Source organism: Ectopseudomonas oleovorans, from assembly GCF_003052605.1.
Taxonomy (GTDB): domain Bacteria; phylum Pseudomonadota; class Gammaproteobacteria; order Pseudomonadales; family Pseudomonadaceae; genus Aquipseudomonas; species Aquipseudomonas oleovorans_A.
In genome coordinates, this window is the sequence record NZ_QASO01000028.1 from 24,020 (window position 1) to 50,153 (window position 26,134).

Annotated in this window: 26 protein-coding genes and 1 pseudogene; 16 read left to right on the plus strand and 11 right to left on the minus strand. The window is 63.3% G+C overall.

Annotated elements, in window-relative coordinates:
* The first annotated feature begins 60 nt into the window (after window positions 1-60).
* The 3 genes from purF to DBO86_RS04430 are packed head-to-tail and all read left to right on the plus strand — an operon-like array spanning window position 61 to window position 3,607.
* Window positions 61-1,569 (plus strand): amidophosphoribosyltransferase, encoded by a 1,509-nt coding sequence (gene purF / locus DBO86_RS04420; protein ID WP_003461126.1) that lies wholly within the window; start codon window positions 61-63, stop codon window positions 1,567-1,569.
* Between the two features lie 47 nt (window positions 1,570-1,616).
* On the plus strand, window positions 1,617-2,828 hold the full coding sequence (locus DBO86_RS04425) for an O-succinylhomoserine sulfhydrylase (RefSeq protein WP_108233075.1): 1,212 nt from the start codon (window positions 1,617-1,619) through the stop codon (window positions 2,826-2,828).
* Between the two features lie 2 nt (window positions 2,829-2,830).
* Window positions 2,831-3,607: an SDR family oxidoreductase gene (locus DBO86_RS04430; protein ID WP_108233076.1), complete on the plus strand. Its 777-nt coding sequence runs from the start codon at window positions 2,831-2,833 to the stop codon at window positions 3,605-3,607.
* A gap of 122 nt (window positions 3,608-3,729) precedes the next feature.
* Here the strand turns inward: DBO86_RS04430 and DBO86_RS04435 are convergent, their stop codons facing one another.
* Window positions 3,730-5,394 carry an electron transfer flavoprotein-ubiquinone oxidoreductase gene (locus DBO86_RS04435; protein WP_108233077.1) on the minus strand — a complete coding sequence of 555 codons (1,665 nt, stop codon included), beginning with the start codon at window positions 5,392-5,394 and terminating at the stop codon, window positions 3,730-3,732.
* 324 nt (window positions 5,395-5,718) lie between these two features.
* On the opposite strand from DBO86_RS04435, the gene DBO86_RS04440 reads away from it, so the two are divergent.
* The gene (locus DBO86_RS04440) at window positions 5,719-6,468 is read left to right on the plus strand and encodes an electron transfer flavoprotein subunit beta/FixA family protein (RefSeq protein ID WP_024307880.1); all 750 of its coding nucleotides are present in this window, start codon (window positions 5,719-5,721) and stop codon (window positions 6,466-6,468) included.
* Window positions 6,469-7,398 (plus strand): electron transfer flavoprotein subunit alpha/FixB family protein, encoded by a 930-nt coding sequence (locus tag DBO86_RS04445; RefSeq protein ID WP_003461133.1) that lies wholly within the window; start codon window positions 6,469-6,471, stop codon window positions 7,396-7,398.
* 65 nt (window positions 7,399-7,463) lie between these two features.
* Here DBO86_RS04445 and DBO86_RS04450 read toward each other — a convergent pair whose 3' ends face one another.
* Window positions 7,464-8,390, minus strand: a complete 927-nt coding sequence (locus tag DBO86_RS04450; protein ID WP_108233078.1) for an alpha/beta fold hydrolase — start codon at window positions 8,388-8,390, stop codon at window positions 7,464-7,466.
* A gap of 107 nt (window positions 8,391-8,497) precedes the next feature.
* Here DBO86_RS04450 and DBO86_RS04455 point away from each other — a divergent pair, with 107 nt between their 5' ends.
* The 8 genes from DBO86_RS04455 (at window position 8,498) to DBO86_RS04490 (ending at window position 15,721) form a co-directional block, all read left to right on the plus strand.
* Window positions 8,498-9,331, plus strand: a complete 834-nt coding sequence (locus DBO86_RS04455) for a substrate-binding periplasmic protein (RefSeq protein WP_108233079.1) — start codon at window positions 8,498-8,500, stop codon at window positions 9,329-9,331.
* A gap of 9 nt (window positions 9,332-9,340) precedes the next feature.
* Entirely contained in the window at window positions 9,341-9,691 is a 351-nt protein-coding gene (locus DBO86_RS04460) for a DUF4398 domain-containing protein (RefSeq protein WP_075747068.1), read from the plus strand.
* Window positions 9,691-10,503, plus strand: coding sequence for an OmpA family protein (locus DBO86_RS04465; protein WP_074859028.1), 813 nt, complete (start codon window positions 9,691-9,693; stop codon window positions 10,501-10,503). The genes DBO86_RS04460 and DBO86_RS04465 overlap by 1 nt, the downstream gene beginning before the upstream one ends.
* A 177-nt stretch (window positions 10,504-10,680) precedes the next feature.
* Entirely contained in the window at window positions 10,681-12,126 is a 1,446-nt protein-coding gene (locus DBO86_RS04470; protein ID WP_104727841.1) for an aminotransferase-like domain-containing protein, read from the plus strand.
* A gap of 85 nt (window positions 12,127-12,211) precedes the next feature.
* Entirely contained in the window at window positions 12,212-13,900 is a 1,689-nt protein-coding gene (locus DBO86_RS04475) for a vWA domain-containing protein (protein ID WP_108233080.1), read from the plus strand.
* Complete coding sequence (locus DBO86_RS04480; RefSeq protein WP_108233081.1) at window positions 13,897-14,469, plus strand: RNA polymerase sigma factor; 573 nt, start codon at window positions 13,897-13,899, stop codon at window positions 14,467-14,469. Before DBO86_RS04475 ends, DBO86_RS04480 begins: the two co-directional genes overlap by 4 nt.
* Window positions 14,466-15,137 carry a hypothetical protein gene (locus tag DBO86_RS04485; protein ID WP_108233082.1) on the plus strand — a complete coding sequence of 224 codons (672 nt, stop codon included), beginning with the start codon at window positions 14,466-14,468 and terminating at the stop codon, window positions 15,135-15,137. Before DBO86_RS04480 ends, DBO86_RS04485 begins: the two co-directional genes overlap by 4 nt.
* A gap of 89 nt (window positions 15,138-15,226) precedes the next feature.
* Window positions 15,227-15,721: a hypothetical protein gene (locus tag DBO86_RS04490; RefSeq protein ID WP_003461147.1), complete on the plus strand. Its 495-nt coding sequence runs from the start codon at window positions 15,227-15,229 to the stop codon at window positions 15,719-15,721.
* Between the two features lie 72 nt (window positions 15,722-15,793).
* On the opposite strand, the pseudogene DBO86_RS04495 reads toward DBO86_RS04490, so the two are convergent.
* The 8 genes and pseudogenes from DBO86_RS04495 to DBO86_RS04530 form a co-directional block, all read right to left on the minus strand.
* Window positions 15,794-15,922, minus strand: a pseudogene (locus DBO86_RS04495) (IS110 family transposase); the annotation flags it as partial.
* 86 nt (window positions 15,923-16,008) lie between these two features.
* Window positions 16,009-16,674, minus strand: coding sequence for a response regulator transcription factor (locus tag DBO86_RS04500; RefSeq protein ID WP_074859020.1), 666 nt, complete (start codon window positions 16,672-16,674; stop codon window positions 16,009-16,011).
* 23 nt (window positions 16,675-16,697) lie between these two features.
* The gene (locus DBO86_RS04505; protein WP_108233083.1) at window positions 16,698-17,273 is read right to left on the minus strand and encodes a PQQ-dependent catabolism-associated CXXCW motif protein; all 576 of its coding nucleotides are present in this window, start codon (window positions 17,271-17,273) and stop codon (window positions 16,698-16,700) included.
* A gap of 248 nt (window positions 17,274-17,521) precedes the next feature.
* On the minus strand, window positions 17,522-18,313 hold the full coding sequence (locus DBO86_RS04510) for an ABC transporter permease (protein WP_003461155.1): 792 nt from the start codon (window positions 18,311-18,313) through the stop codon (window positions 17,522-17,524).
* Window positions 18,310-19,158 carry an ABC transporter ATP-binding protein gene (locus DBO86_RS04515; RefSeq protein ID WP_108233084.1) on the minus strand — a complete coding sequence of 283 codons (849 nt, stop codon included), beginning with the start codon at window positions 19,156-19,158 and terminating at the stop codon, window positions 18,310-18,312. The genes DBO86_RS04510 and DBO86_RS04515 overlap by 4 nt, the downstream gene beginning before the upstream one ends.
* Complete coding sequence (locus DBO86_RS04520; protein ID WP_108233085.1) at window positions 19,155-20,120, minus strand: YVTN family beta-propeller repeat protein; 966 nt, start codon at window positions 20,118-20,120, stop codon at window positions 19,155-19,157. Before DBO86_RS04520 ends, DBO86_RS04515 begins: the two co-directional genes overlap by 4 nt.
* Before the next feature lie 208 nt (window positions 20,121-20,328).
* Complete coding sequence (locus tag DBO86_RS04525; RefSeq protein ID WP_108233086.1) at window positions 20,329-21,510, minus strand: ABC transporter substrate-binding protein; 1,182 nt, start codon at window positions 21,508-21,510, stop codon at window positions 20,329-20,331.
* 121 nt (window positions 21,511-21,631) lie between these two features.
* Window positions 21,632-22,588 (minus strand): tetratricopeptide repeat protein, encoded by a 957-nt coding sequence (locus DBO86_RS04530; protein ID WP_108233087.1) that lies wholly within the window; start codon window positions 22,586-22,588, stop codon window positions 21,632-21,634.
* A 248-nt stretch (window positions 22,589-22,836) separates the two neighbouring features.
* Here DBO86_RS04530 and DBO86_RS04535 point away from each other — a divergent pair, with 248 nt between their 5' ends.
* The 3 genes from DBO86_RS04535 to DBO86_RS04545 are packed head-to-tail and all read left to right on the plus strand — an operon-like array spanning window position 22,837 to window position 25,200.
* Window positions 22,837-23,274 carry a cupredoxin domain-containing protein gene (locus DBO86_RS04535; RefSeq protein ID WP_108233088.1) on the plus strand — a complete coding sequence of 146 codons (438 nt, stop codon included), beginning with the start codon at window positions 22,837-22,839 and terminating at the stop codon, window positions 23,272-23,274.
* Window positions 23,275-23,287: 13 nt separating this feature from the next.
* Window positions 23,288-24,553: a sensor histidine kinase gene (locus DBO86_RS04540; protein WP_108233089.1), complete on the plus strand. Its 1,266-nt coding sequence runs from the start codon at window positions 23,288-23,290 to the stop codon at window positions 24,551-24,553.
* On the plus strand, window positions 24,550-25,200 hold the full coding sequence (locus DBO86_RS04545) for a response regulator transcription factor (protein ID WP_108233090.1): 651 nt from the start codon (window positions 24,550-24,552) through the stop codon (window positions 25,198-25,200). The genes DBO86_RS04540 and DBO86_RS04545 overlap by 4 nt, the downstream gene beginning before the upstream one ends.
* Window positions 25,201-25,436: 236 nt before the next feature.
* Here the strand turns inward: DBO86_RS04545 and DBO86_RS04550 are convergent, their stop codons facing one another.
* Window positions 25,437-26,096, minus strand: a complete 660-nt coding sequence (locus DBO86_RS04550) for a pentapeptide repeat-containing protein (protein WP_039964713.1) — start codon at window positions 26,094-26,096, stop codon at window positions 25,437-25,439.
* Between the last annotated feature and the right edge of the window lie 38 nt (window positions 26,097-26,134).

The following is a 26,134-nucleotide window of genomic DNA, read 5'->3' on the forward strand; positions in this document are numbered from 1 at the left end:
GGAGTAACCGCTGCATCGGTCGCTGAATTAGCCTGAACTATCTAGCAGGGGTCGTGGCACATGTGTGGCATCGTCGGTATCGTCGGTAAATCGAACGTCAATCAGGCGCTGTATGACGGGCTCACCGTCCTCCAGCACCGCGGCCAGGATGCTGCCGGTATTGTCACCAGCCATGATGGCCGCCTGTTCCTGCGCAAGGACAACGGCCTGGTGCGTGACGTGTTCCAGCAGCGCCACATGCAGCGCCTGGTTGGCCATATGGGCATCGGCCATGTGCGCTACCCGACCGCTGGCAGCTCCAGCTCGGCCGAAGCTCAGCCGTTCTACGTCAACTCGCCGTACGGCATCACCCTGGCGCACAACGGCAACCTGACCAACGTCGAGCAGTTGGCCAAGGAAATCTACGAGTCCGATCTGCGTCACGTGAACACCAACTCCGATTCGGAAGTGCTGCTCAACGTGTTCGCCCATGAGTTGGCCCAGCGCGGCAAGCTGCAGCCGACCGAAGAAGATGTGTTCGCCGCCGTTACCCACGTGCACGAGCGCTGCCTGGGCGGTTACGCCGTCGTCGCGATGATCACCGGCTATGGCATCGTCGGCTTCCGCGACCCGAATGGCATTCGTCCGATCGTCTTCGGCCAGCGCCATACCGATGAAGGCGTCGAGTACATGATCGCGTCCGAGAGCGTATCGCTGGACGTGCTCGGCTTCACCCTGATCCGCGACCTGGCGCCGGGCGAGGCGGTCTACATCACCGAAGAGGGCAAGCTGTTCACCCGTCAGTGCGCGGCCAACCCGCAGTATGCGCCCTGCATCTTCGAGCACGTTTACCTGGCGCGCCCGGACTCGATCATGGACGGTATCTCGGTGTACAAGGCGCGTCTGCGCATGGGCGAGAAGCTGGCCGACAAGATCCTGCGCGAGCGTCCGGATCATGACATCGACGTGGTCATCCCGATTCCTGACACCAGCCGTACCGCGGCGTTGGAGCTGGCCAATCACCTGGGCGTGAAATTCCGCGAAGGTTTCGTCAAGAACCGCTACATCGGCCGCACCTTCATCATGCCCGGCCAGGCGGCGCGCAAGAAATCCGTACGGCAGAAGCTCAACGCCATCGAGCTGGAGTTCCGCGGCAAGAACGTGATGCTGGTGGACGACTCCATCGTCCGTGGCACCACCTGCAAGCAGATCATTCAGATGGCCCGCGAGGCCGGCGCGAAGAATGTCTACTTCTGCTCGGCAGCCCCGGCGGTGCGCTACCCGAACGTCTACGGCATCGACATGCCCAGCGCCCATGAGCTGATCGCCCATGGCCGCAGCACCGAGGAGGTCTGCGAGCTGATCGGTGCCGACTGGCTGGTTTATCAGGACCTGCCGGACCTGATCGAAGCAGTCAGCGGCAGCAAGAAGATCAAGATCGACAACTTCGACTGCGCAGTGTTTGACGGCAAGTACGTCACTGGTGACGTCGATGAGGCCTACCTGGATAAGATCGAGCAGGCACGCAACGATGCCAGCAAGGTCAAGTCGCAGGCAGTCAGCGCGATCATCGATCTGTATAACAACTGATTCGAGCGGGCAGGGCAGTAGTCCTGCCCTTTTTGTGAGGTAGCGATATGGCTGTGGAATGGGAAGCCGGCAGGCTTGATAGTGACCTGGATGGCGTAGGCTTCGACACCCTGGCGGTGCGTGCCGGCCAGCACCGTTCGCCTGAGGGTGAGCATGGCGAAGCGTTGTACCTGACGTCCAGTTACGTGTTCCGTACCGCTGCCGATGCCGCCGCGCGTTTTGCTGGCGAAGTGCCGGGCAACGTCTATTCGCGCTATACCAACCCCACCGTGCGTACCTTCGAAGAGCGCATTGCCGCACTGGAAGGCGCCGAGCAGGCGGTGGCCACTGCCTCCGGTATGTCGGCGATTCTTGCCATCGTCATGAGCCTGTGCAGTGGCGGTGACCATGTGTTGGTATCGCGCAGCGTATTCGGTTCGACCATCAGCCTGTTCGAGAAGTACCTCAAGCGCTTTGGCATCGAGGTGGATTACGTGCCGCTGGCGGATCTGGATGCCTGGCAGACCGCGTTCAAGCCCAATACCAAGCTGCTGTTCGTCGAATCGCCTTCCAACCCGCTGGCCGAACTGGTGGATATCGCCGCACTGGCCGAGATCGCCCATGCTCGCGGCGCGCTGCTGGCGGTGGACAACTGTTTCTGCACGCCGGCCCTGCAGCAGCCGCTGAAACTTGGCGCAGACATCGTCATGCATTCGGCGACCAAGTACATCGACGGCCAGGGGCGTGGCCTGGGCGGTGTGGTTGCCGGTCGCAGTGAGCAGATGAAAGAAGTGGTGGGGTTCCTGCGTACAGCCGGGCCGACCCTCAGCCCGTTCAACGCCTGGATGTTCGTCAAGGGCCTGGAGACGCTGCGCATCCGTATGCGCGCGCAGAGCGAGAGTGCCCTGCAACTGGCGCTGTGGCTGGAACAGCAGCCGCAGGTCGAGCGTGTGTACTACGCTGGCCTGCCCAGCCATCCGCAGCACGAGCTGGCGAAGAAGCAGCAGAGCGCCTTTGGCGCGGTGGTCAGTTTCGAGGTCAAGGGCGGTCGTGACGCCGCGTGGAAAGTGATCGATGGCACTCGCGTCATCTCGATCACCACCAACCTCGGCGACACCAAGACCACCATCGCCCACCCGGCAACCACTTCGCACGGTCGGCTGACGCCGCAGGAGCGCGCCAACGCTGGCATCCGCGACAGCCTGATTCGCGTTGCAGTGGGCCTGGAAGAGCTGGAAGACCTCAAGGCAGACCTGGCGCGCGGCCTGGCCGCACTCTGAGCATGTTGGAGTGGGGCACGAATGACACGCCCAACAATGGGCGTGTCGCGTTGGTCACCGGAGCCGCGCGCGGTATTGGCTTAGGCATCAGCGCCTGGCTGATCACCGAGGGCTGGCAGGTGGTGCTGGCCGACGTGGACCGTGAGCGGGGCTCCAAAGTAGCGCGTGTGCTGGGTAACAATGCCTGGTTCGTCGCCATGGACGTAGCAAAGGAAGATCAGGTCAGTGTCGGTGTTGCCGAGATACTCGGCCAGTTCGGCCGCCTCGATGCGCTGGTGTGCAATGCGGCTATCTCCGATCCGCACACGCCGCCGCTGGAGTCGCTCGACCTCAAGCGCTGGAATCGCCTGCTGGCGGTCAACCTGACCGGCGCCATGCTGCTGGCCAAGCACTGTGCGCCATATTTGCGTGGGCATCGCGGCGCCATCGTCAATATCGCCTCCACCCGCGCCAGCCAGTCCGAGGCCGATTGTGAGGCCTATGCTGCGAGCAAGGGCGGGTTGGTTGCGCTCACTCACGCGCTGTCGATCAGCCTGGGCCCGGAGGTGCGCGTCAACTGCGTCAGCCCAGGCTGGATCGACTCTCGCGACCCGTCGCAGCAGCGCCTGGAGCCGCTGTCGGTGTTCGATCATGCGCAACATCCGGTCGGCCGTGTGGGTACCGTTGAGGATGTAGCGGCGCAGGTCGCCTGGCTGCTCTCCGATGCGGCCGGTTTCATCACCGGACAGGAGTTCATCATCGACGGCGGCATGAGTCGCAAGATGATCTATCAGGATTGAGTGCGGTAGGGCGGGTGCAACCCGCCGGCAGACTGTGGCGGGTTAAACCCGCCCTACAACTGTTGCAGATTTGGCAAAAACGAAAAAGGCTCCCGAAGGAGCCTTTTTCATGCGTGGCCGAATTACATGTTGGGGTAATTCGGGCCGCCGGTGCCTTCCGGCGCCACCCAGGTGATGTTCTGGGCCGGGTCCTTGATGTCGCAGGTCTTGCAGTGAACGCAGTTCTGCGCGTTGATCTGGAACTTCTTCTCGCCGTCTTCCTGCGTCACCACTTCGTATACGCCAGCCGGGCAGTAGCGCTGCGCCGGTTCGTCGTACAGCGGCAGGTTCTTCGCCAGCGGGATGCTCGGGTCGGTGAGCTTCAGGTGGCAGGGCTGCTCTTCTTCATGGTTGGTGTTGGAGAGGAACACCGAGGAGAGCTTGTCGAAGCTCAGTTTGCCGTCCGGTTTCGGGTAGGCGATCTTCGCGCACTCGGCCGCCGGCTTCAGGCAGGCGTAATCCGGCTTGTTGTCGTGCAGGGTGAAGGGGGCCTTGCCGCCGAAGATGTTCTGGTCCAGCCAGTTGATGCCGCCGCCGATGATGGCGCCGTACTTGTGGATGGCCGCACCGAAGTTGCGGCTGCGGAACAGTTCGTCGTACAGCCAACTGGCCTTGAAGCCATCGACATAGTTGGTCAGCTCGTCGCCACCTTCGCGGCCGGCCGCCAGGGCTTCGGCGATGGCGTCGGCAGCCAGCATGCCGGACTTCATGGCGGTGTGGCTGCCCTTGATCTTGGCGAAGTTGAGGGTGCCAAGGTCGCAGCCGATCAGCGCGCCGCCGGGGAAGACCATCTTCGGCAGCGAATTCAGGCCACCCTTGCAGATGGCGCGAGCGCCATAGGCGACGCGCTTGCCGCCTTCCAGATACTGGGCAATCACCGGATGGTGCTTGTAGCGCTGGAACTCGTCGAACGGCGACAGGTGCGGGTTGGCGTAGGACAGGTCGATGATCAGGCCCACTACGACCTGGTTGTTTTCCAGGTGATAGAGGAAGGAGCCGCCTGTGTTCTCGGTGCCCATGATGTCCATCGGCCAGCCGGCAGTGTGTACCACCAGGCCTTGTTCATGCTTGGCCGGATCGATGTCCCAGATTTCCTTGATGCCGATGCCGTAGTGCTGAGCGTCGGCCTCGCTGTCGAGGTTGTACTTCTTGATCAGCTGTTTGCCGATATGGCCACGGCAGCCTTCGGCGAACAGGGTGTACTTGGCACGCAGCTCCATGCCGGGAGTGTAGTAACCTTCCTTGGGGTTGCCTTCGCGGTCGACGCCCAGATCACCGGTGACGATGCCGCGCACCACGCCGTTTTCGTCGATCAGCGCTTCCTGAGCAGCGAAGCCCGGGTAGATCTCCACGCCCAGATTCTCGGCCTGCTGGGCCAGCCAGCGGCACAGATTGCCGAGGGAAATGATGTAATTGCCTTCGTTGTGCATGGTTTTCGGCACAAAGAAGTCAGGAATTCGGGTAGCCTTGTCGGCGTCGCGCAGCAGGTAGATATCGTCGCGCTTGACCGGGGTATTGAGCGGTGCACCCAGCTCTTTCCAGTCGGGGAAGAGTTCGGTCAGGGCGCGCGGTTCGAAGACCGCACCGGAGAGGATGTGAGCGCCAACTTCGGAGCCTTTCTCGACCACGCAGACGCTGATCTCCTGGCCCGCTTCTGCGGCTTTCTGCTTCAGTCGGCAGGCGGCGGACAGTCCGGACGGGCCGGCGCCGACGATGACGACGTCGAACTCCATAAATTCGCGTTCCACAGGCTATCTCCTACTCAAGGCTCTTCGATGTTTTATAGGGGAGGGCGCGGCTCGCTCCCTAAGCACGGCGTGGGCATTATATCTACACCCTCTCGGCGGGCCAATACAAACGTTTGTTTGAATTTTCTGTAGGCCTGCTAGAATCCTACTACATCGCAGATGACCGGCCGGTTCGCTGTATTGACCAGGCTAGGCTGCGGGGTCAAGATACGGGCGGTTTTGCGCTCGCCGTCTGAGCTGAAAGGTTGGATGCGGTCGCTTTTGCATCACCGGCCAGGCTCGCCTTGGCGACATTCTTATTCACCGGAGAGTAACGAGGAATCCATGAAGGTTCTTGTAGCTGTCAAACGAGTGGTCGACTACAACGTCAAGGTTCGCGTCAAGGCGGACAACAGCGGCGTCGACCTCGCCAACGTCAAGATGTCCATGAACCCCTTCTGCGAAATCGCCGTGGAAGAGGCCGTACGCCTGAAGGAAAAGGGCGTGGCGAGCGAGATCGTCGTCGTCACCATCGGCCCGGCTACTGCGCAGGAGCAACTGCGCACCGCGCTGGCCCTCGGCGCCGACCGCGCCATCCTGGTCGAGTCCAACGATGAGCTGAACTCCCTGGCCGTGGCCAAGCTGCTCAAGGCTGTGGTCGACAAGGAGCAGCCGCAGCTGGTGATCATGGGCAAGCAAGCCATCGACAGCGATAACAACCAGACCGGCCAGATGCTGGGCGCCCTGACTGGCTTCGGCCAAGGCACCTTCGCCTCCAAGGTTGAAGTGGCTGGCGACAAGGTCAACGTCACTCGTGAGATCGATGGCGGTCTGCAGACCGTTGCGCTGAACCTGCCGGCGATCGTCACCACCGACCTGCGTCTGAACGAGCCGCGCTACGCGTCGCTGCCGAACATCATGAAGGCCAAGAAGAAGCCGCTGGAAACCGTCACTCCGGACGCGCTGGGCGTTTCCACCGCTTCCACCGTCAAGACCCTGAAAGTCGAAGCACCGGCTGCTCGCAGCGCCGGCATCAAGGTCAAGTCCGTGGCTGAACTGGTCGAGAAACTGAAGAACGAGGCGAAGGTAATCTAAATGACTATCCTGGTTATCGCTGAACACACCAATGCCGCCCTGGCGCCCGCTACCCTGAACACTGTTGCTGCGGCGCAGAAGATCGGTGGCGATATTCACGTTCTGGTCGCCGGTGCCAACGCTGGCGCCGCTGCCGAAGCCGCTGCCAAGATCGCTGGCGTAGCCAAGGTGCTGGTTGCCGACAACGCTGCCTATGCCAATCAGTTGCCGGAAAATGTCGCGCCGCTGGTAGCCGAACTGGGCAAGAACTACAGCCACATCCTGGCTGCCGCCACCAGCAACGGCAAGAACATCCTGCCGCGCGTCGCTGCAGCCCTGGACGTCGATCAGATCTCCGAGATCATCGCCGTTGAAAGCGCCGACACCTTCAAGCGTCCGATCTATGCCGGTAACGCCATCGCCACCGTGCAGTCCTCGGCTGCTATCAAGGTGATCACCGTGCGTAGCACCGGTTTTGACGCCGCTGCTGCCGAAGGCGGCAGCGCTGCCATTGAAGCCGTTTCCGGCCCGGCTGACGCCGGCAAGTCCGCCTTCGTTGGCGAAGAGCTGGCCAAGTCCGACCGTCCGGAACTGACCGCTGCCAAGATTGTCGTTTCCGGTGGCCGCGGTATGGGCAATGGCGACAACTTCAAGCACCTGTACGCCCTGGCCGACAAGCTGGGCGCTGCCGTCGGCGCTTCTCGCGCTGCCGTCGATGCCGGTTTCGTGCCGAACGACATGCAGGTCGGTCAGACCGGCAAGATCGTTGCGCCGCAGCTGTACATTGCCGTCGGTATCTCCGGCGCGATCCAGCACCTGGCCGGTATGAAGGACTCCAAGGTGATCGTTGCGATCAACAAGGACGAAGAGGCGCCGATCTTCCAGGTGGCTGACTACGGCCTGGTCGCCGACCTGTTCGAAGCTGTACCGGAGCTGGAGAAGTCGCTCTAAGCCGCTTTTCCCGCAACGAGAAACCCGCTCACCAGAGCGGGTTTTTTATTCCTGTGTGCCCGGTGTCACTTCAGGCCTTCCAGAAACCGCCGATAGAGCAGGGCGCTTTCTTCGGGGCGTTCAAGCATGGGGGCGTGACCAACGTCATCCATGATCACCACGCTGTGCTGGCGCAGCAACGGTTGCATGGCTTCGATGCTGGATACGTCCAGCACTCGATCCTGTTTGCCCCACAGCAGTAAGGTGGGTGCCTGGATTCTTGTCAGCTGGGGCTCCAGAGCAATGGCGCGTTCCCGCAACTGCTTGAACACCATCTCGTAATGCCCGGCACGGGCCATGGCGCGCTCACCCAGATAGCGCTTGAGCGACTCGGGCAGATAGGGCGGCTCGACGAAGATGAAGTGCAGCAGCTTGTCAAAATCCTGCGGCTGCTTGCTCACCAGGGGATTGGGCTCGCCACGAGCGAGCAGACGATATAGCTCGCTCTTTTGCGGGCTGTCGATTCCGGCATTGGCGAACAGCGCCAGCGAGCGGACGCGTTCCGGGTAGCGTGCGGCGAAGAGGGCGGCGATCTGTCCGCCCATCGAGTTACCCAGCACGTGCGCCTGCTGGATACCCATGGCGTCGAGAATATCCGCCAGACGTTCGGCCTGAGTGCCGGTATCGTAGCTACCGCTAGGCAGGTCGCTGTCGCCGAAGCCTGGCAGATCCAGGGCAATGACGCGATAGTTCGCGGTCAGGTGGCGAGCAAAGCGCAGCCAGTTATCCTTGTCGGCGGCAAAACCATGAAGCAACACCAGCGTTTCAGCGCTTGCCGGCCCGCCCTGGTAGTAATGGATGTTAAGATTATGGACAGTCAGCTGCTCGTTAGCGAGACCGGCGCGGTACTGTTCCAGCAGACGCAGGCTGGCCAGTTGAGTCGCAGGAAAGAAATACAGCGTAGCTGCGCTACCTGACAGCAGGAGCAGCAGCGCGAACAGCAGTTTTTTCATGGCGCGTCCTTATCGCACTGATTCCGGTGGCGCCATTAAGCTAGCATGAATACACAGGACTCCGGGGCCGCTGTCCCGCCGACCCACGTATGAACCGAGAGTAGCCAATGCCTGAGCGTTGTCTGTTTAAGTCGCTGTTGTTGTGGTGCGCACTGGTCGTCATGCCAACTGCGGCCCTTGCTGCTGGTAAATGCGAGCGCCTGGTGGCGACCGGTAACCCCGAGTATCCGCCCTATCTCTGGCGTGATCCGCAGAACCCGCAGCAACTGGTCGGCGCCAATGCCGATTTGCTCAAGCATTTGGGTAAAGAGCTGGGTGTGGTGATCGACGTGATTTACACCGGGCCATGGTCACGCGCGCAGGATGAAGTGCGCACTGGTCGTGTCGATCTAATCGCGGGCGCGTTCATCACCCTGCCACGTCTGGAGCAAATGGATTATGTGCACCCAGCGTTCTTCTATACGCCCAGCGTAGTCTGGGTGCGCAAGGGCGAAGCCTTCCCCTACGGCAGCTGGATCGACTTGCAGGGGCATACTGGCGACACCCTGGTGGGCAACAGTTTTGGTCAGCAGTTCGATACCTTCGCCAAGCAGAACCTGAAGCTCGAGGGCGTCCCCAGCTTGACTCAGGCGTTCCAGAAGTTGCTGCTTGGCCGCACCGACTATGTGCTCTACGAGCGCTACCCAGGCTTGGCGCTCGCCGAGACGCTGGGCATGGAAGATGATCTGGAGGTGCTGGATCCGCCGATTTCCAGCGAAGGCCTCTACCTTGCCCTGTCACATAATTCGGCGTGCAACGAGCCTTGGCTGCGTGGCCAACTGGCGCGGAAGATGACAGAAATGGTCGCCGCCGGGCTGCCTGAGCAGTTCCTGCAACGCAATCTGGATCTGTGGAAGGCGCAGCAGATGCAGCCTGATCCGGTTGGCGACGTCACTCAGTAGGAAATTTTCGTGATCAATCGAACCCTTCCCTTGCTGCTGGCGCTGGGCCTGACAGCCTGCGCCAGCGATCCTGCTCCCACCGAGCAGATGCGGCTGACCGAACAGGCGTTGGCGCAGACCAAATCCCTGGGGGTGGTCAGCGAACAATCCGCGTCACTTCACCAGGCTGAAGAGAAGTTCGCGCAGGCCCAGGCGGCTATGCAGGACGGTGAACACAAGCAGGCGCGCCTGCTGGCCGAACAGGCCGAGCTGGATGCGCGCCTGGCTGAAGCTGAGCACCTCAATGCCAAAGGTCGGGAGCAACTGACCGAACTCAATCAACGCATCGGCCGTCTGCGCCAGCAACTGGGAGCCATGTGATGAAGACTTTTGGTCATCTGGGCGGTCTGATGCTGGTCGGTACGCTGTTGAGTGGTTGTGCGTCCAGTCAGTTGGCGAGTGAGCAGGCTCTGGAAGAAGCGCGTCTGAGTTTTCAGTCGGTCAAGGAAGATCCCAGTGTGCTGCGCGCCGCACCCAAGGACGTGATTCGCGCAGGCGAATCGCTGGGCCGTGCTGAGCGCCTGTCCAGTTACTGGGGCAGTGGCGACGATGTGCGTCATTACGCCTACCTTAGCCAGCGCTATGCCGAGATCGCCCGGCAACACAGCGATATCAGTCTCAACCAGGAACGCGCAGCCAAGCTCGAGCTGGAACGCCAGCGTCTGCAGTTGACCTTGCGCGAAGCCAAGCTGATGAGCGTGCAGCAGCACAACGACTGGTTGGAAGAGCAGATGGTCAGACTCGCCGCCAACGAGACCGAGCGCGGCCTGGTGATGACCCTGGGCGATATGTTGTTCGACGCCGGTCGCGCCGATCTGCAACCAGCAGCCAACCGTACGGCGCTCAAGCTCGTGCAGTTCCTGCAGATCAATCCGCAGCGCCGAGTGCGGATCGAAGGCTATACCGACAATACCGGTGATGCCGCCGAGAATCTCGAACTGTCGCGCGCGCGCGCGCAGGCTGTGGCCGATCTGCTGGTGGATCTGGGCGTGGAAGCCAAGCGTATTCAGGTCGTCGGTTACGGTGTCGACTTCCCGGTTGCGGAAAATGCATCGGCACGTGGCCGGGCGCAGAATCGGCGGGTGGAAATCGTCTTCTCCGACGAGCGAGGCCAGCTTGGTGCCGAGCGCTGAGCGAAATGCCTGACAGAACCCCGGCAGAGTCCGAGGTTTTTTATGCACTGAAATGGCGACGATGCCGTGCACGGTTGGCAAGCAATGGCGTAAGGAGAAAACAGATCCTATCTGTGCCGGTACAATTGTGTAGCAATAGGTTACTGTTATGCTCCAGTGACCACGGAGGATATCGCCATGACCAATCTGCTGCTCTATCAACGTATCGCCCAGCAGTTGGCCGAGGATATTCGTCGCGGTGTCTACCAGCCTGGCGAGCGCGTGCCTTCGGTGCGCAAGATGAGCGCTCAGCTCAATGTCAGCCACGCCACGGTGTTGCAAGCCTACGCCAACCTTGAAGATCAGGGGTTGATTCGTGCACGCCCGCAATCCGGCTTCTACGTGCACCAGACGCCAGCGCTGACCGCGCCGACGCCGGACATCGCCAAGGTCGAGCGACCAGGTCTGGTCACCCGCGCCAGCATCATCAACCAGGTCCTCACCGAGTCGCGTCGTGAGGGCGTATTTCCGCTGGGCGCCGCGGTGCCGCATGTCGACTATTTGCCGGTGCGAGCGTTGCACCAGCAACTGGCCAAGGTCACCCGTTTTCACAGCCCGCGCGCTTTCAGCTACATGTTCAGCCCCGGCTTCGAACCGCTGCGCCGCCAGGTGGCGATTCGCATGCGTGATGCCGGTGTGGTGGTCGATCCGTCCGAGGTGGTGATCACCCATGGCTGCGTCGATGCGCTGCAGATGAGCCTGCGTGTGCTGACCAAGCCGGGCGATCTCATCGCGGTAGAGTCGCCAACCTATTACGGCCTGCTGCAACTGGCCGACCTGCTAGGGCTCAAGGTCATCGAGATTCCCTGCGATCCGACTACCGGCATCAGCCTTGAAGCGCTGCAACTGGCGGCCAACCAGTGGCCGATCAAGGCGATGGTGCTGACTGCGCGGCTGTCCAACCCGCTGGGCGGCACCATCCCGGAGGAGCGTCAGCGTCAGTTGTTGCGCCTGGCCGGTGATTACGATTTCCAGATCGTCGAAGACGATATCTACGGCGAGCTGATGTTCGAACAGGGGCCGCCCAAGGCACTGAAGTCGCATGATCGCGACAGCCGGGTGATCTATTGCTCGAGTTTCTCCAAGACGCTGTCACCGGGTGTGCGTATCGGCTGGATCGTCGCCGGTAAGTATCAGGACGAGATCCAGCGGCTGCAGACCTTTTCCACTCATTCGGCGTGCAGCGTCACCCAGATGGCGGTGGCGGCTTATCTGGAGAACGGTGGCTATGACCGCCATCTGCGGCATATTCGCCAGGAGTACCGCAAGAACCTCAATGCCTTCCAGCTGGCGGTGCAGCAGTACTTTCCGGTCGGCACGCAGATGACCCGGCCCAAGGGCGGCTTTATCCTCTGGGTCAGCCTGCCGGCGCGGGTCAATACCAAGGATCTGCACGTGCGCGCGCTGCAGCAGGGTATTTCTATCGCACCTGGGCTGATCTTCAGCAACACCGAGCAGTTCAATCATTGCGTGCGGCTCAACTGCGGCATTCCCTGGAACCGCGAAGCCGAAAGGGCGCTGATGACCCTTGGGATGCTGGCCACACAGTTGTGCCAGGAGGCGGGCGGTTCCTGGGAAGGTTGAGAAAGCACGTCCTGGGTTAACCCGTTTCATCGAGGGCTGCGTCTACCTGAGCGAAGGTCTCGTGCCATTGCTCAGGAGGTGCACCATGTCTGCTCGTTCCTTGTTGCTCGTTCGTCCGTTCGCCGTCGGTTTTTCGGCCAGCGCCTTGCTGCTGCTCGCCGCTTGCAGCGCCTCCGGCCCGGAGCCGGAAGTACAGGCCAGCCCGGCCACGGCGTCACCGCTCGTACGCGAGCGCCTGGTTGCGCCCGCGGCGGCCGAGGCCAGCCACAAGCGTCTGGCGACCCTGGCACACGCACCGTCTCCCATCGCCGATATCGTGCCGCCGGGCTACCGTGACGAGTCGCGCGAGCAGTACCAGGCCTACGCCGACAACCCGGTGTTCGCTGTCGCCGAGACGCCGGTATCCACCTTCAGCATCGACGTCGATACCGGTAGCTACGCCAACGTGCGGCGCTTCCTCAACGGCGGGCAACTGCCACCGAAGGACGCCGTGCGTCTGGAGGAACTGGTCAACTACTTTCCCTACGCCTACCCGTTGCCGCAGGGCGATGCGCCTTTCGGCGTCAGCACTGAACTGGCGGTGACGCCGTGGAATCCGCAAACGCGCCTGCTGCGCATCGCCATCAAGGCGTCGGATCGCAGCGTTGAGGAGCTGCCGCCGGCCAACCTGGTGTTTCTGGTCGATGTGTCCGGCTCGATGCATCGCCGCGAAGGCCTGCCGATGGTGCAGGGCACCCTGAAATTGCTGGTCGAGCAGTTGCGCCCGCAGGATCGCGTCTCGCTGGTCACCTATGCCGGTGACTGCCAGGTGGTGCTCGATTCCACGCCCGGTAGCGACAAGGCGAAGATCCGTGCGGCCATCGATCAACTCAGCGCCGGTGGTTCGACGGCCGGGGAGTCGGGCATCCAACTGGCCTACCAGCAGGCGGGCAAGCACCTGATCGATGGCGGCATCAATCGCATCCTGCTGACCACCGATGGCGACTTCAACGTCGGCATCAGCGACTTCGACAGCCTCAAGCAACTGGCTGCCGACAAGCGCAAGAGCGGCGTCTCGCTGACCACCCTGGGTTTTGGCGTGGACAACTACAACGAGCGCCTGATGGAGCAGCTGGCCGACGCTGGTAACGGCAATTACGCCTACATCGACAACCTGCGCGAGGCGCGCAAGGTGCTGGTCGATCAGCTCGGCTCGACCCTGGCCACCTTGGCCAGCGACGTGAAACTGCAACTGGAATTCAACCCGAGCGAGGTCAGCGAGTACCGCCTGCTGGGCTACGACAACCGTGCGCTCAAGCGCGAGGACTTCAGTAGCGACAAGGTCGATGCCGGTGATATTGGCGCCGGGCACACCGTCACTGCGCTCTACGAGATCGTTCCGACAGGCAGCAAGGGGTGGCTGGAGCCGCTGCGTTATCAGGCCACTGCCCAACCCGCGAGCAAGAGTGGCGAGCTGGCCTGGTTGCGGATTCGCTACAAGACGCCGGAGGAGATGAGCAGTCGACTGCTGGAACGCCCCATCGCGCGTGACGAGGCCAAGACGATGAACGCCGCCAGTGAGGATCTGCGCTTCGCCGCTGCGGTAGCCGCATTCGCCCAGCAGCTCAAGGACGGCCGTTACACCGGCGACTTCGCTATGGCGCAGAGCATCGAACTGGCGCGCTCGGCCAAGGGTGAGGATCGCTTCGGCCTGCGCGGTGAGTTCATCCAGCTGGCCGAAATCGCCCAGAGCCTGCACACTTCCGGCTCCACCCCTGTACGAGCCCAGCAGTGAACGCACCTCTCACGGATGACGACGCCGCTTTGTTGCGGCGTTACCGTCGCGGCGATGCCGCGGCCTTCAACGCGCTCTACCAGCGCCATCGGCTGGGCCTGTTTCGCTTTCTGCTCGGCCTGTGCGGCGATCACGCCCTGGCCGAAGAAGTGTTCCAGGAAACCTGGGTGAGCCTGATCCGCAGCCAGAGTGAGCAGCGCGAGTCGGTGCTGTTCAAGACCTGGCTGTACCAGATCGCGCGCAACCGCCTGATCGACCACTGGCGCAAGACGGGCCGCCATCAGGCCGGGCATGACGAATACGATGAAGGCCAGCATGCCCAGGCCGATCCGCAACCCGGTCCGGAACAGCAGTGGAGCCTGAGTCGCGACAGTGAGCGGCTGCAGGCGGCGTTGGCCGACCTGCCGGAAGATCAGCGCGAAGTGTTCCTGCTGCGCGCCCATGGCGACCTGGAATTGAACGAGATTGCCGAGTTGACCCGCACGCCGGCCGAGACGGTCAAGAGCCGTCTGCGCTATGCCCTGCAGAAGCTGCGCCGGCTGCTGGCCACCGAGGAGTTGTCCGCATGAAAGATCAACGAGAACCTCTGGATCACGAGCAGGTGCTGCTGGCGCATTTCAGTGCCCATGGCAGCGGCGAACCCTCGGCCGAGCTGGATGCGCGCATCCTGGCGGCGGCCAGTGCGGCCGCCTGTGAAGCGCAGCAGTCCGGCACGGCTGAATCCGGCTGGGCGCAGCGCCTGCATCAATGGCTGTTCGGCAGTGGCCGCCAGCGCTGGTCGGTGGCGGTGGCCGGGCTGGCTTGCGTCGGCATCGGCGTCAGCCTGACCTGGCACACCCTGGAGCAGACGCCGGAGGCTTTCGATGCTGTACCACCCAGCGTGGCGATGAGCCCCGTCGCACCGGCGCCGATGGCGGCCAAGCGTGGGCCAGAGCAGGAGACGGTTGCACCTGTGGCTGCCCCGCAGGAACGCATGACAAGCCAGGCCATGGCACGTCAGGCGCCGTCTGCCGATATGGCTGAGGCCCCGATGGCCAGTGGCGCTGCGCTGGCACCCATGGCCGAACTGGTGATCCAGAGCGAACCGCGCGAGGCGCTGCTGCGTCTGCTGGAGCTGCGCAAGGCGGGTGAGCAGGAGGAGGCGCAGCGGTTGCTGGAGCAGCTAAAGGCCGACTATCCACACCTGGATATCGAGGCTGAGCTCGCTCATCTGGCCACCGAGTCGCCGCGTGAATGAGGCACGAGGTAAAGGTCGTGTAAGTCGGCTTGTCAGGCGCGCCCAGGCGGAGGAACATGGGCGCGTACTGATCGAGCTGCCCTTGTCCCATGATGCGTAAGTCCATTCTTCTATTGCTGTGCCTGGGTTGGCTGAGCGCCTGTGAGCGTGAGCCGGAACCCGTTGCACAGCAGCCCGCGCCAGCGCCGGCAGTGGTCACTGCTACTGCGCCCGTTGCCGAGGTCGCCAAGCCAGAGCCTGTCGAACCAGCACCGCCTGCCAAGGTGGTTGAAAGCAAGCCCGTGCCCGCCGCCAAATCGCCCGTCGTCGCCAAGCCCAAGCCTGTTGTAGCGCCACAGCCCAAGCCGGTGGAGCCTGAATCGAAATTGGCATTGGATCTGAGCGTGCCGCAGGAGCTGTTCGAGCAGGCGCTGGAAAGTGAAACCCGCGAGGATTTCTCTCCCTTGCTGCCGCCGCTGTTTGGTGAGAAAACCGAAGTCCAGAGCCCGTTCCAGATCAGCGGTCGGCTGATCAGCAATGAGCGAGTGGACGACTACTGGGATTCCATCGAAGGCGCTGAGCTGCAGTTCGAGTTCAAGCAGTAGTAGGGAGCGGCGTACCCTACCCATGGCCAGGCTTCATTCTGCTCAGAAACGGTAGTGTCGCTGTGACTAATGCGTTCGAGCCTTCATCAGCCGGCCTCTGATCCGATGCACCGAGTGGCTCGCCTGTTGCTCTGCTGTCTTGACCTCGACATAACGCATGGTGGGCCTGCTGGCTGCTTCACAAATTGCCTGCGCATCGTTCGTCACTCCCGCGAAGGCGGGAGCCCAGGTGCTTCTTGAATTCTGGCTTCCCGCCTGCGCGGGAATGACAGCCAACCTGTCGGACGCTAACGGCGCAGGTAGGAGGCGAAGTCGATATCGCCGGCCGAGAGGATCGCCTGCACGCGGTTGTGCACGCCCAGCTTGCGCAGGATGGCCGAGACATGCGCTTTGACCGTGGTTTCGGCGATATCCAGGCTGTAGGCGATCTGCTTGTTCGATTCGCCCTTGGTCATGCGTTCGAGCACCAGCAGCTGCTTGCGCGTCAGGGCCTGCAGCAGTTCCGGCGAGATGCTGTGGTGGTCGGGGTGGTGGCGATGGCCGCCGCTCTTCTGTGAGCGGATGATGTCCGGGGGCAGGTAGACGTTGCCGTCGAGAATCTGCGCGATGGCCTCGGTCATTTGCGCCCGCGGCGAGGACTTGGTGATGAAACCCACTGCGCCGTAGGTGATGGCCTGCAACACGATCTGCTTGTCCTGCTCGGCGGAGACGATCACCACCGGGATGGTCGGCGCCTCGTTACGCAGGTTCATCAGCCCGCCCAGGCCGTGCATGCCGGGCATGTTCAGGTCGAGCAGGATCAGATCCAGGTCGTCGTGGCTTTGGGTCAGCTCCAGGGCACTGTCCAGGTCAGCGGTTTCCATGATCTCGCTGCCGGGAAAACCGTCGGCGATGACGTTATGGATGGCTTCACGAAACAGCGGATGGTCGTCGGCAATCAGAATCTTGTACATGGCCTTGCACCTCGTTGTTGTGATTATGGTGTGGCAGTGGGCGTGAGGAAAGCAGCAGGCAGTTCGGCGGGTTGAGCAGGCGCCATCGGCAGGCCGGCCTGCTCCCAGGCGTCGATGCCATCACGGTACCAGTAGAGCTGGCGATAGCCCATGGCATGGGCGCGGCGCGCGGCATTCCAGCTCGGCCAGCAGTCGGGGCGGCAGTAGAAAACCAAAGGCTTGTTCAGATCGCCTTTACTGGCCTGGCTCAGGTAGTGGGTGAAGTAGCGCAGCCATAGCGTTTCCAGGTTGCCGCTGCCGGTGTTGGGTAGCCACAGACTGCCGGGGATGTTGGCGTGGGGCTCTTCTTCGATGAAGCGATCATGGCGCCACAGCTGACGATAGACATCGATCAGTTGAACATCGGGGCGTTCGTCGAGTAGTTTTTTCAGAGCAGGAGTATCGAGAATCTGGACACCTTCAAGCGTTGACGGTGTCGGGCTGCGGTACTGGCTGCTGCGATAGCCCTCGGCATCGAACAGTTCTTCGGAGTGCACGACGCAGACCAGCAGCAGGGAGGCGAGCATCAAGCCTGCTTGCACGGGCAGACGGTACTTCATGGCAAGGTCTCTACTTATTGTTGTGCCGGTATTACAGGCCATGGTCGCAGGCTTGGGAATTCTACGTTGGAGAGGGAAACCAGTACCAAAGTAGTAGAGGGGCTGTTGAGACGTCCGTAGGGCGGGTGCAACCCGCCGTCGCGCTATTGGCGGGTTGCACCCGCCCTACGGATTTGGGCTGCATTCGGCAGCGGACGCAGAGCCATTCCCACGTGGAGCGAGAGCAACGATCAAGTGCATTGCTGGTTTCAGCCCGCCTTGCGCAGCGCCGCGTGTTGCGGGTTAAAGCTGGCCACGGCGAGCAGGGTGAGCACCAGCGTCAGGCCGGTACACACCGCCAGCGCCTCGACATGCAGGCGCAGGTACAGCGCATTTCGCACCAACTCCACCGCATGGGTGAAGGGGTTGAACGCACACAGCCAGTACAGCCACTCGCTGGACTCGCGCATTTTCCACAGCGGGTAGAGCGCCGAGGAGAGGAAGAACATCGGGAAGATGACGAAATTCATCACCCCGGCGAAGTTCTCCAACTGCCGAATGCCGTTGGACAGCAGCAAGCCCAGGGCGCTGAGCAGCAATGCCACCAGCAGCAGTGCCGGCAGGGCGGCGAGCAGGCCCCAGGCCGGCGGTTGCACGCCATACACCCAGGCGATGGCGAGAAAGGCATAGACCTGCAGCAGCGAGATCAGTGCCGTGGCCAGCAGCTTGGCGGCGAGCAGGAAGGCGCGCGGCAGCGGGCTGGTGAGCAGCACGCGCATGCTGCCCATCTCGCGGTCGTAGACCATCGACAGCGAACCCTGCATGCCGTTGAACAGCAGGATCATGCAGGCCAGGCCCGGCACGATGTAGGTGTCGTAGGTGATGTAGGTGTCGTACGGCTCGATGATGGCGATGCCCAGCGCGGCGCGAAAACCGGCGGCGAACACCAGCAACCAGAGCAGCGGGCGCACCAGGGCGCTGAGAAAGCGCGAGCGCTGCAACACGAAGCGCAGCCATTCGCGCAGGACGATGCCACGCAGGCATTCCCAATAGGCGGTCATGGTTGCGGCTCCTTTGCGGAGTCTGTGGGGGGGGGAGGGGCTTTAGCCGCGAGATCCACGATATCGAAGAGCTCGCGGCTAAAGCCCCTCCCACCGTTCGGCCGTAGCGCCTCACGTACATGGCCACGACCCAGCGCCTCGTCGCCGGTCAGACGGGCGAAGCTGATGACCAGGTCGTCGCCGAACTGGCTGGCCTTGCCCCAGGCCACGCGCGCGCCGCGATGCAGGATCAGCAGCTCGTCGGCGGGTTCGATCTCGTCCAGCAGGTGGGTCGTCCACAGCACGCTCAGGCACTGCTCGCGACACAGATTGCGCACATGTCGGCCCAGCGCCAGGCGGCTGGCCGGGTCGAGCCCGGCGCTGGCTTCGTCGAGCAGCAGCAGGCGCGGCTGGTGGAGCAGGGCGCGGGCGATCTCCACGCGGCGACGGTGGCCGCCGTTGAGCGTGCGCACCTTGTCATGACGGCGCTCGGCGAGATCCTGGCGCAGCAGTTCCTCGTCGATGCGCGCCTGCGCCTGGCGGCGCGGCATGCCGTGCAGCGCGGCGTGGTAGGCGAGGTTCTGCTGCACGGACAGGTCTAGATCCAGCGTGCTCTGCTGGAACACCACACCCAACTGGCGCAACGCCTGGCGCGGCTGCTCGCGCAGGCTGTGGCCGAAGATGCGGATATCGCCTTGCTGCAGGTCGTACAGGCGGGTGAGCAGGGCGATCAGCGTGGATTTGCCGGCACCGTTGGGGCCGAGCAGGGCACCGAAGCGCCCCGGCGCCAGCTCGAAGGCCAGGTCGTTGAGCGCCTGGCGGGCGCCATAGGCGAAACCGACGCCGCTCACCTCCAGCGCATTCATGGCGTCACCACCACGCCCCAGGGATAGCGGCCAACCTTGATCGACTTGGTCACCTTGAGGGCATCGACATCGATCACCGATACGTCGCCGCTGACGCCGTTGGTAGTTAGCAGGCGCTTCTGATCCGGGGTGAACGCCAGGTGCCAGACGCGCCGGCCCACCAGCAGGTAGTCGAGAATCTCGAAGGTCTTGGCATCCACCACCGCCACATGGTTGGCCGGGCCGAGGGCGACGAAGGCGTACTTGCCGTCGTCGGTGAGCTTGACCCCGACCGGTTGCACCTTGTCCGGGTGCACGCCCTTGATGGCGAAGTTGAGCACCTTGAGCACCTGGCGCGAGTCGACGTCCAGCACCGTCACCGTGCCACCGATTTCGGCCGAGGCCCACAGACGCTTGCCGTCCTTGTCGAACTCGACGTGACGCGGGCGCTGGTCGACCAGGGTGTTGTCCACCAGTTGATTGGTGCTGGTATCGATCCAGTGCAGCATGTTGGTGGTTTCGCTGGTGTTGACTGCCCACTTGCCGTCGGGACTCACCGCCATGCCTTCGGGCTCCACGCCGACTTCGATCTGCGCCAGCACTTCGTCGCTCTGGGTATCGACCACCGTGACCAGGGCATCGTCCTCGTTGGAGATATACAGCCAGCGGTCGTTGGGATGCAGGGCGAACTGCTCGGGGTCTGCGCCGGAGGGCAGCTCCTTGATGATCTTGCGCGTGGCCAGGTCCATCACCTGCACGCGGTCCGAGTCGCTGGCGCAGATGTACAAGAGCTTGTTGTCGGAAGACAGCAGCAACCCGCGCGGGCGCATGCCGACATCGAGAGTGGCGGTGACTTCCAGGCTGTCGAGGTCGATGACGCTGATGCTGTCGTCCTTCTCGTTGGACACGTAGGCAGTGGCGGCGAAGGCCGAGTGACAGGCCAGGCCGAAGGCGACGGCACAGGCGAGACGGGTCAGGCGCATGGGGTTGATCCTCTTGTTGTAGTGGTTGGTAGCCGTTGCTTTTGTGGGAGGGGCTTTCGACTCGGGCATCCTGCTTCGTTCTACCTCCTGCATCCCTGCAGTCGCAGCCGCGACAGTCGCCGCTGAAGCGCCTCCCACAAGTGTTCTGCTTTTCTGTAGGAGCCCGCTTGCGGGCGATACCTTGCGATGATCGCCGGCAAGCCGGCTCCTACAGAGGTATTCCCGCCAGATCACAGCTCACCTCAGGCCTGTCGTAGCCGAGGCTGTCCATTTCGTTGCTCGGATGGAGAAAACCGTCCTGCGGCGAGGTGCTGACCAGCGCGCGCGGGTGCACCAGCGGAATCGGTTGGCGCAGCTCGCCGTTCCACGGGCGGAAACTCAGCTTGCGGCCCTTGAAGCCGTCCAGCGGTAGTTGTTCGTTCAGCAGCAGGTAGCGAATGCCCTGCGGCTCGGCGGCGCGCCGCTTGGTGATGGCCGTGGCCAAGCTGCGCACGGCCATCCAGGCGGCGAAGTCGCGGTCGTTCATCCAGCGGCCGGCTAGTTCCTCGAAGCGCTTCTGCAACTGCGCGGCGCCAAAGGTTTCCACTGTCTTGTGCCAGGCAGTCGGGGTCAGGCCCTGGGTTCCGGCCACCGGGCGCGGGTACCAGGTGTTGTAGGGCAGGTATTCGCCGAAGTCGCCGCGCTCGTCGGCCACCAGCACCACGTCGTACTCGCTGGCCTGGGTGAACAGCGGCATTTCCGCCTGGGCGCTGCGGCGCTGGTCGTTGTCGAAGCTCCAGGGCTTCTCAGCGACGATTTTGTGACCGAAGCGCTTGGCGGCGCGCTTGAGCGCATTGGCATAGGCGAGGTCGTCCTCGGTATTGCCGCTCACCAGCAGCCAGCGCGTCCATTTGCGCGCGGCGAGAAACTGCGCCAGGGCATCGGCCAGCATGGCGCGGCTGGGCAGGGTGTGCAGCACGTTGCCCAGGCACTGCTCGCGGCGCAGGCCGTCATCGCTGCTGCCGGCATTGAACAGCAGGCTGTCCGGCAGGCGCTGGCTGAGCTGGCGCAGGGTATCGGCTGGGGCGTTGACCACGAACAGGCGAATGCCTTGCGCATGCAGGTTATCGGCCGTGGCCAGTAGAGTCGGCGCATCCTCGCTTTCGACTGCCTCGAGGCTGTAGCTCTGCTTGAGAAAGCGCCCGGTGCTGTTGCTGTCGGCGATCGCCAGCTCGGCGCCACGACGGCCGGCATCGGTTGGTTCGGGGATGACGTTGGACAGCAGCGGGCCGCGCGGCGGTAGGTGGCCCAGGTAGCCGATGCGTATCTGCAAGTCGTTCGCTGCGGCATTGGTCGCCAGGCCGAGTGTGGCAACGAGGCAGAACAACAGGCGGCAACTGATCCGGTGCATGGGGCGACTCCTGCAGAGGTTGTCGCCAGCATAGGAAGCGTCGCCAGGTCGGGAAATATGCCCAAGGTCGCGCCGGCTTAGTACAAAGGTCGTAGCTCTTCAGGGCCGTTCTTGAAGGCCTTCACTCGCCTTGTTGGCGGATATCCAGGCGCAGGCCATGGATGCTGGCCTTGCCGTCGCGGACGCGTAACTGGGCGTTTTCGCGAATTTCCAGCTGCTGTATCCGGTCGCCGCGTTTCAGCTTCTCCCGGATCAGCGAGAAGGCCAGGATAGTGCCGCCTGCGTTTATCAGTTCGGGTTCATTGCGCTGGTAGCTGTACTCGTCGGCCTGGGCAAAGGTCTGTTGCCAGAGCGTGCGCAGCTGCGCCTTGCTCAGATGCTGCCAGTTACGCTCGTGCGGCAGTCGCACCAGGATCTGCGCGTCATCGTCGATCAGCGTCACCAGTGCCTCGGCATCCTGGCGTTGGGCTGCCTGGTCGACCGTCGCGAGGGCCGCCAGTGCGGCGTGGCGTTCGTGCTCGGTCGGGGTGATGGTTGTGCGGCTGCCTTCGCGGCTGGCGAGAAACTGCTGGGCCTGCGGATGTTCTCCCTGCCTGGCCGCGGCCCGTATCCAGCTCAGCCCGGCACTGTGCTGGCCTTGCTTGTACAGGCGTTCACCCAGCGTCCACTGCGCTTCGGCGTTGTCCTGCTCGGCAGCACGTCGATACCACTGCACCGCCTGGTCCGGGTTGGCCTCGGTGCCCAACCCCAGGTCATGGGCGCGGGCCACCTCGTACATGCCGATGGCGTCACCCGCATCGGCGGCGCGCTGGTACCAGGCCAACGCCTGCTCGAGGTCGGCTGCGGTGCCCAGGCCGGCGGCGTACATGTTACCGAGGTTGAGCATGCCCTGGCGGTTACCGGCTTCGGCAAGCTGGCGATAGCGCTCGAAGGCCTCGTCGAAGTCGCCCATCTTGTATACCGCATAGGCATCCAGCACCTGGATCATCTCGCGGGCGATACGCGTCTGTTCGTCGTCGCCGGCACTCAGCGGCGTACTCAGCAGTGTGCCCAGCAGCAGGCAGGCGAGATGACGCATGGTGGTACTCCATAGGGTGGAAGCGGTGAGTCAGGCTAACAAGCCGGGTACGTGCGGTATTTAGTTCGATGGTGGCGGATGGATGGGCCGATGGTGGCGGGTAGGGCAGAGGCGATGGGCATTGGGCCCGGATCTGGCGGGAAATCTGCCCAAAGTACCAGTTGGGCAGTACCAAGGTAGTAACCCGGTGCGGGCCTTTACTTCCTAGCATGGCAGGCGACGTCCAATAACAAGAACAGGTGAACGCCATGCGTATTTTCAAGGCCCTGCTACTGCCGCTGTTGCTGATCATCAGCCTGGTCGGTGTCGATCAACTGCATGCCGCTGGTGACATGACCCGCCGCCCGGTGGCATTGCCCGACCTGGTGCTGGGTAACGACGACAGCGACTACTTCATGTCGCAGACCGAGTACCAGCTGCAGACCGGCCAGGCCTACCAGCTCAAGATCATCGCCAGCGGGCAGAAGGAATACGCCTTCCAGGCGCCGGAGTTCGCCACCGCCATCTACCTGCGCAAGGTCGAGGCCGGCGGCGTGGAGATCAAGGCGGTGACTCTCACCGAGCTGGAGTTCGAGGACGCCGGCGAGGCGGAGATCTTCTTCCTGCCGGTCAAGCCGGGCAAATACCGCTTCTACGCTAAGGGCCTGGAGGGCAAGGGAATGCTCGGCCATTTTGTTGTCAAGTAGCGTGGTCAAGTAGATGACCGCCCTCGGTCGAATCAACCTCGGCGTCAGCCTGCTGTTCGTGCTGGTGACCCTGGCCGGGCTGGCGCTGCTGTTGCGCCAGGCCGGCCACGACGTGCGCCGCGAGTTGCTGGCGGCCGAGGCGGTGGTCGAGTACCTGGGCGAAGTGGCGCGCAGCAACCCCGGCAGCCTGCGTCCGGAGCTGACCGAGAACCTGCGGCATATCCGCGTGAGCTGGCTGCGCCCGGGCGAAGAGCCCAAGCAGCAAACCGAAAGTGCCATCGAGCACTGGATCGCCGAACGCCTGCTGGGCTCGGCATCACTGGTGGCCGATGCCTGGCCGCTGGACGATGGCCGCGAACTGCGCATCGCCCTCGATCCCTTTGATGAGATCGAGGAAATCCAGGATTCGCTGCTGCAACTGCTGCTGCTCAGCGGCTTCGCCCTGGTCCTGAGCCTGTTGACCATCCGCTTCGCCGTGCGCCGCGGCCTGCGCGTGCTCGACGAGCTGCTGGCCGCCCTGAGCCAGGTCGGCGCCGGCCACTTCGACACCCGCCTGCACCACCACGGTCTGGCCGAGGCGCAGCGCCTGGCCGGCCACTTCAACGCCATGACCACCACCCTGCAGCAGGTGCAGGCGGACAACGCCGAGCTGACCCAGGCGTTGCTGGAACTGCAGGAGCGCGAGCGCACGCGCCTCGGTCAGACCCTGCATGACGACCTCGGCCAATACCTTAGCGGCATTCGCGCCCAGGCCTGCCTGCTCAAGGTGATTGCTGACCGGCCGCAGCAGGTGCAGGACACCGCGCGCCTGCTCGACGACAACTGCGAGCGCCTGCAGCAGGGCTTTCGCAGCCTGATTCGCGACCTCTACCCGGTGGTGCTGGAGCGCCTGGAGCTGGGCCCGGCGCTGCAGCAACTGGCAGCCGACTGGCAGCAGGCGCAAGGCATTCGCTGCCGCCTGCAACTGGGCGAGCACCTGCCGAGCCTGCCGCTGGCGAGCAAGGCCCACCTCTATCGCCTGGTGCAGGAGGCGCTGACCAACGTCGCCCGCCATGCCGAGGCCAGCGAAGTACGCATTCGCCTGCAACGCCGTGGTCATGGCTTGCGCCTGCTGGTGCGCGACAACGGCCAGGGTACTGCACTGCCGCTGCGCCCCGGCATCGGCCTGCGCTCGATGCGTGAACGCAGCCGCAGCCTAGGTGGCGAACTGCGCCTGCACAGCCGCCCGCAAGCCGGCTGGGCGCTGTGCCTGAACATTCCTCTGGAGGCAACGCGATGAAGGTTCTACTGGTAGATGACCACGCCGTGGTGCGTCAGGGCTACGCCAGCCTGCTGCGCGCCCTGTTGCCCGAGGTGCAACTGCGCGAGGCTTGTGATGGCGAACAGGCTCTGCAGCGAGTGCAGGAAGAGATTCCCAACCTGGTGATCATGGATATCGGCCTACCCGGAATCAGCGGTCTGGAAACCACCCGCCGTCTGCGCCAGCGCCTGCCGCAACTACGCGTGTTGTTCTTCAGCATGCACGACGAACTGCCCCTGGTGCGCCAGGCGCTGGACGCCGGCGCCATCGGCTACCTGACCAAGAACTCCTCGCCGGAAGTGCTGGTGGAGGCGGTCAAACGCACCGCCGCCGGCCACGCCTATATCGAGCAGCAGTTGGCGACCCAACTGGCCTGCAACCCAACCAGCAGCGACGGCCTCGACCCGCGCCTGCGCGAACTGACCCAGCGCGAATTCGAAATCTTCGTCATGCTCGCCCGTGGCCTGCCGCCCCGGCAGATCGCCGAGAAGCTATGCATCAGCGCCAAGACCCTGTCCAATTATCAGACTTTGGTAAAGAACAAATTGCAGATCAGCTCGCAGGCGGAGTTGGTGCATTTGGCGATTGATAGTGGGGTGGTGCGGGTGGGGTTGGAGAGTGCTTGATTCAGGGTGGGTTCGCGGCTGAAGCCGCTCCTACGCAAATCAGCGTTCGGCCGCAGACCGTAGGAGTGGCTTCAGCCGCGATGTTCATGAGCGCTTCGCGGCTGAAACGAAATGCTGCCAGCCGCTCCTACGGGGTAAACGACGGGTTGGTGTTGGCTGTGCGCTTCGTTGGTGGGCTGAAGCGGATCGCCGCCCGGCCCGCCCTACGATGTTTTTTTGGGGGGTGCGGGCGGGGATCAGTCCCAGCCCTTGGGGCATTGCACGCAGCCGGGCATGTTGGCGTCCTGGAAGTTGCCGAAGCGGGTGCGGGCACCGGTGAGGTTGGCATTCTCCAGGTTGGAGCCGCCGAGCTTCACTTCCTGCAGGTTGGCGTCTTGCAGATGCGCACCTTTCAGATCGGCCTTGCTCAGCCAGGTCATTTCCAGATTGGCCGCCTGCAGTTGGACGTTGTGCAGCTTGGCGCCGGAGAGGCGGGCGAACTCCAGATTGGCGGCGCGCATGTCGGCGCCTTCGAACTGCGCGGCCTGGGCGAACAGGCCCCAGCCGCTGATGGCCACCAGGCTGGCGCCGGACAGGTCGGCCAGGCGCAGGTTGCTCTGTTGCAGGCTGGCGCGGTTGAGTTTGGCGCCGCGCAGCTTGGCCTTTTCCAGGTTGGCCAGGTCAAGGTTGACGTGGCGCAGATCCGCGCCGGAAAGATCGGCGCCGGAAAGATTCATGCGGCGCATGTCCAGGTTGCGCAGGTCGGCGCCGCGCAGGTTGGCGTTGGGGCATTGGCTGTCGGGTTCGATGCGGCAGCCGTTGATCTGCGGTACTCCGTCGTTGTCGGTCTCGGCGCCGATGGCGTGGCTGCCGATTACCAGCAGCAGGACCGGGATAAGCAGGGGCAGGTAGTTCATGGCGAGTCCTCGAATGGGATGGTGGGTGAGGCAGTCGC

What these genes read in the sequence shown, in the direction of transcription:
- DBO86_RS04440 (WP_024307880.1), top strand. Translation starts at nt 5,719, where the DNA reads ATGAAGGTTCTTGTAGCTGTCAAACGAGTGGTCGACTACAACGTCAAG.
- DBO86_RS04445 (WP_003461133.1), top strand. Translation starts at nt 6,469, where the DNA reads ATGACTATCCTGGTTATCGCTGAACACACCAATGCCGCCCTGGCGCCC.
- DBO86_RS04500 (WP_074859020.1), bottom strand. Translation starts at nt 16,674, where the DNA reads ATGTACAAGATTCTGATTGCCGACGACCATCCGCTGTTTCGTGAAGCC.
- DBO86_RS04540 (WP_108233089.1), top strand. Translation starts at nt 23,288, where the DNA reads ATGACCGCCCTCGGTCGAATCAACCTCGGCGTCAGCCTGCTGTTCGTG.
- DBO86_RS04550 (WP_039964713.1), bottom strand. Translation starts at nt 26,096, where the DNA reads ATGAACTACCTGCCCCTGCTTATCCCGGTCCTGCTGCTGGTAATCGGC.
- DBO86_RS04455 (WP_108233079.1), top strand. Translation starts at nt 8,498, where the DNA reads ATGCCTGAGCGTTGTCTGTTTAAGTCGCTGTTGTTGTGGTGCGCACTG.
- DBO86_RS04530 (WP_108233087.1), bottom strand. Translation starts at nt 22,588, where the DNA reads ATGCGTCATCTCGCCTGCCTGCTGCTGGGCACACTGCTGAGTACGCCG.
- DBO86_RS04535 (WP_108233088.1), top strand. Translation starts at nt 22,837, where the DNA reads ATGCGTATTTTCAAGGCCCTGCTACTGCCGCTGTTGCTGATCATCAGC.
- DBO86_RS04470 (WP_104727841.1), top strand. Translation starts at nt 10,681, where the DNA reads ATGACCAATCTGCTGCTCTATCAACGTATCGCCCAGCAGTTGGCCGAG.
- DBO86_RS04545 (WP_108233090.1), top strand. Translation starts at nt 24,550, where the DNA reads ATGAAGGTTCTACTGGTAGATGACCACGCCGTGGTGCGTCAGGGCTAC.
- DBO86_RS04485 (WP_108233082.1), top strand. Translation starts at nt 14,466, where the DNA reads ATGAAAGATCAACGAGAACCTCTGGATCACGAGCAGGTGCTGCTGGCG.
- DBO86_RS04525 (WP_108233086.1), bottom strand. Translation starts at nt 21,510, where the DNA reads ATGCACCGGATCAGTTGCCGCCTGTTGTTCTGCCTCGTTGCCACACTC.
- DBO86_RS04475 (WP_108233080.1), top strand. Translation starts at nt 12,212, where the DNA reads ATGTCTGCTCGTTCCTTGTTGCTCGTTCGTCCGTTCGCCGTCGGTTTT.
- DBO86_RS04520 (WP_108233085.1), bottom strand. Translation starts at nt 20,120, where the DNA reads ATGCGCCTGACCCGTCTCGCCTGTGCCGTCGCCTTCGGCCTGGCCTGT.
- DBO86_RS04515 (WP_108233084.1), bottom strand. Translation starts at nt 19,158, where the DNA reads ATGAATGCGCTGGAGGTGAGCGGCGTCGGTTTCGCCTATGGCGCCCGC.
- DBO86_RS04465 (WP_074859028.1), top strand. Translation starts at nt 9,691, where the DNA reads ATGAAGACTTTTGGTCATCTGGGCGGTCTGATGCTGGTCGGTACGCTG.
- DBO86_RS04450 (WP_108233078.1), bottom strand. Translation starts at nt 8,390, where the DNA reads ATGAAAAAACTGCTGTTCGCGCTGCTGCTCCTGCTGTCAGGTAGCGCA.
- DBO86_RS04430 (WP_108233076.1), top strand. Translation starts at nt 2,831, where the DNA reads ATGTTGGAGTGGGGCACGAATGACACGCCCAACAATGGGCGTGTCGCG.
- purF (WP_003461126.1), top strand. Translation starts at nt 61, where the DNA reads ATGTGTGGCATCGTCGGTATCGTCGGTAAATCGAACGTCAATCAGGCG.
- DBO86_RS04425 (WP_108233075.1), top strand. Translation starts at nt 1,617, where the DNA reads ATGGCTGTGGAATGGGAAGCCGGCAGGCTTGATAGTGACCTGGATGGC.
- DBO86_RS04490 (WP_003461147.1), top strand. Translation starts at nt 15,227, where the DNA reads ATGATGCGTAAGTCCATTCTTCTATTGCTGTGCCTGGGTTGGCTGAGC.
- DBO86_RS04510 (WP_003461155.1), bottom strand. Translation starts at nt 18,313, where the DNA reads ATGACCGCCTATTGGGAATGCCTGCGTGGCATCGTCCTGCGCGAATGG.
- DBO86_RS04505 (WP_108233083.1), bottom strand. Translation starts at nt 17,273, where the DNA reads ATGAAGTACCGTCTGCCCGTGCAAGCAGGCTTGATGCTCGCCTCCCTG.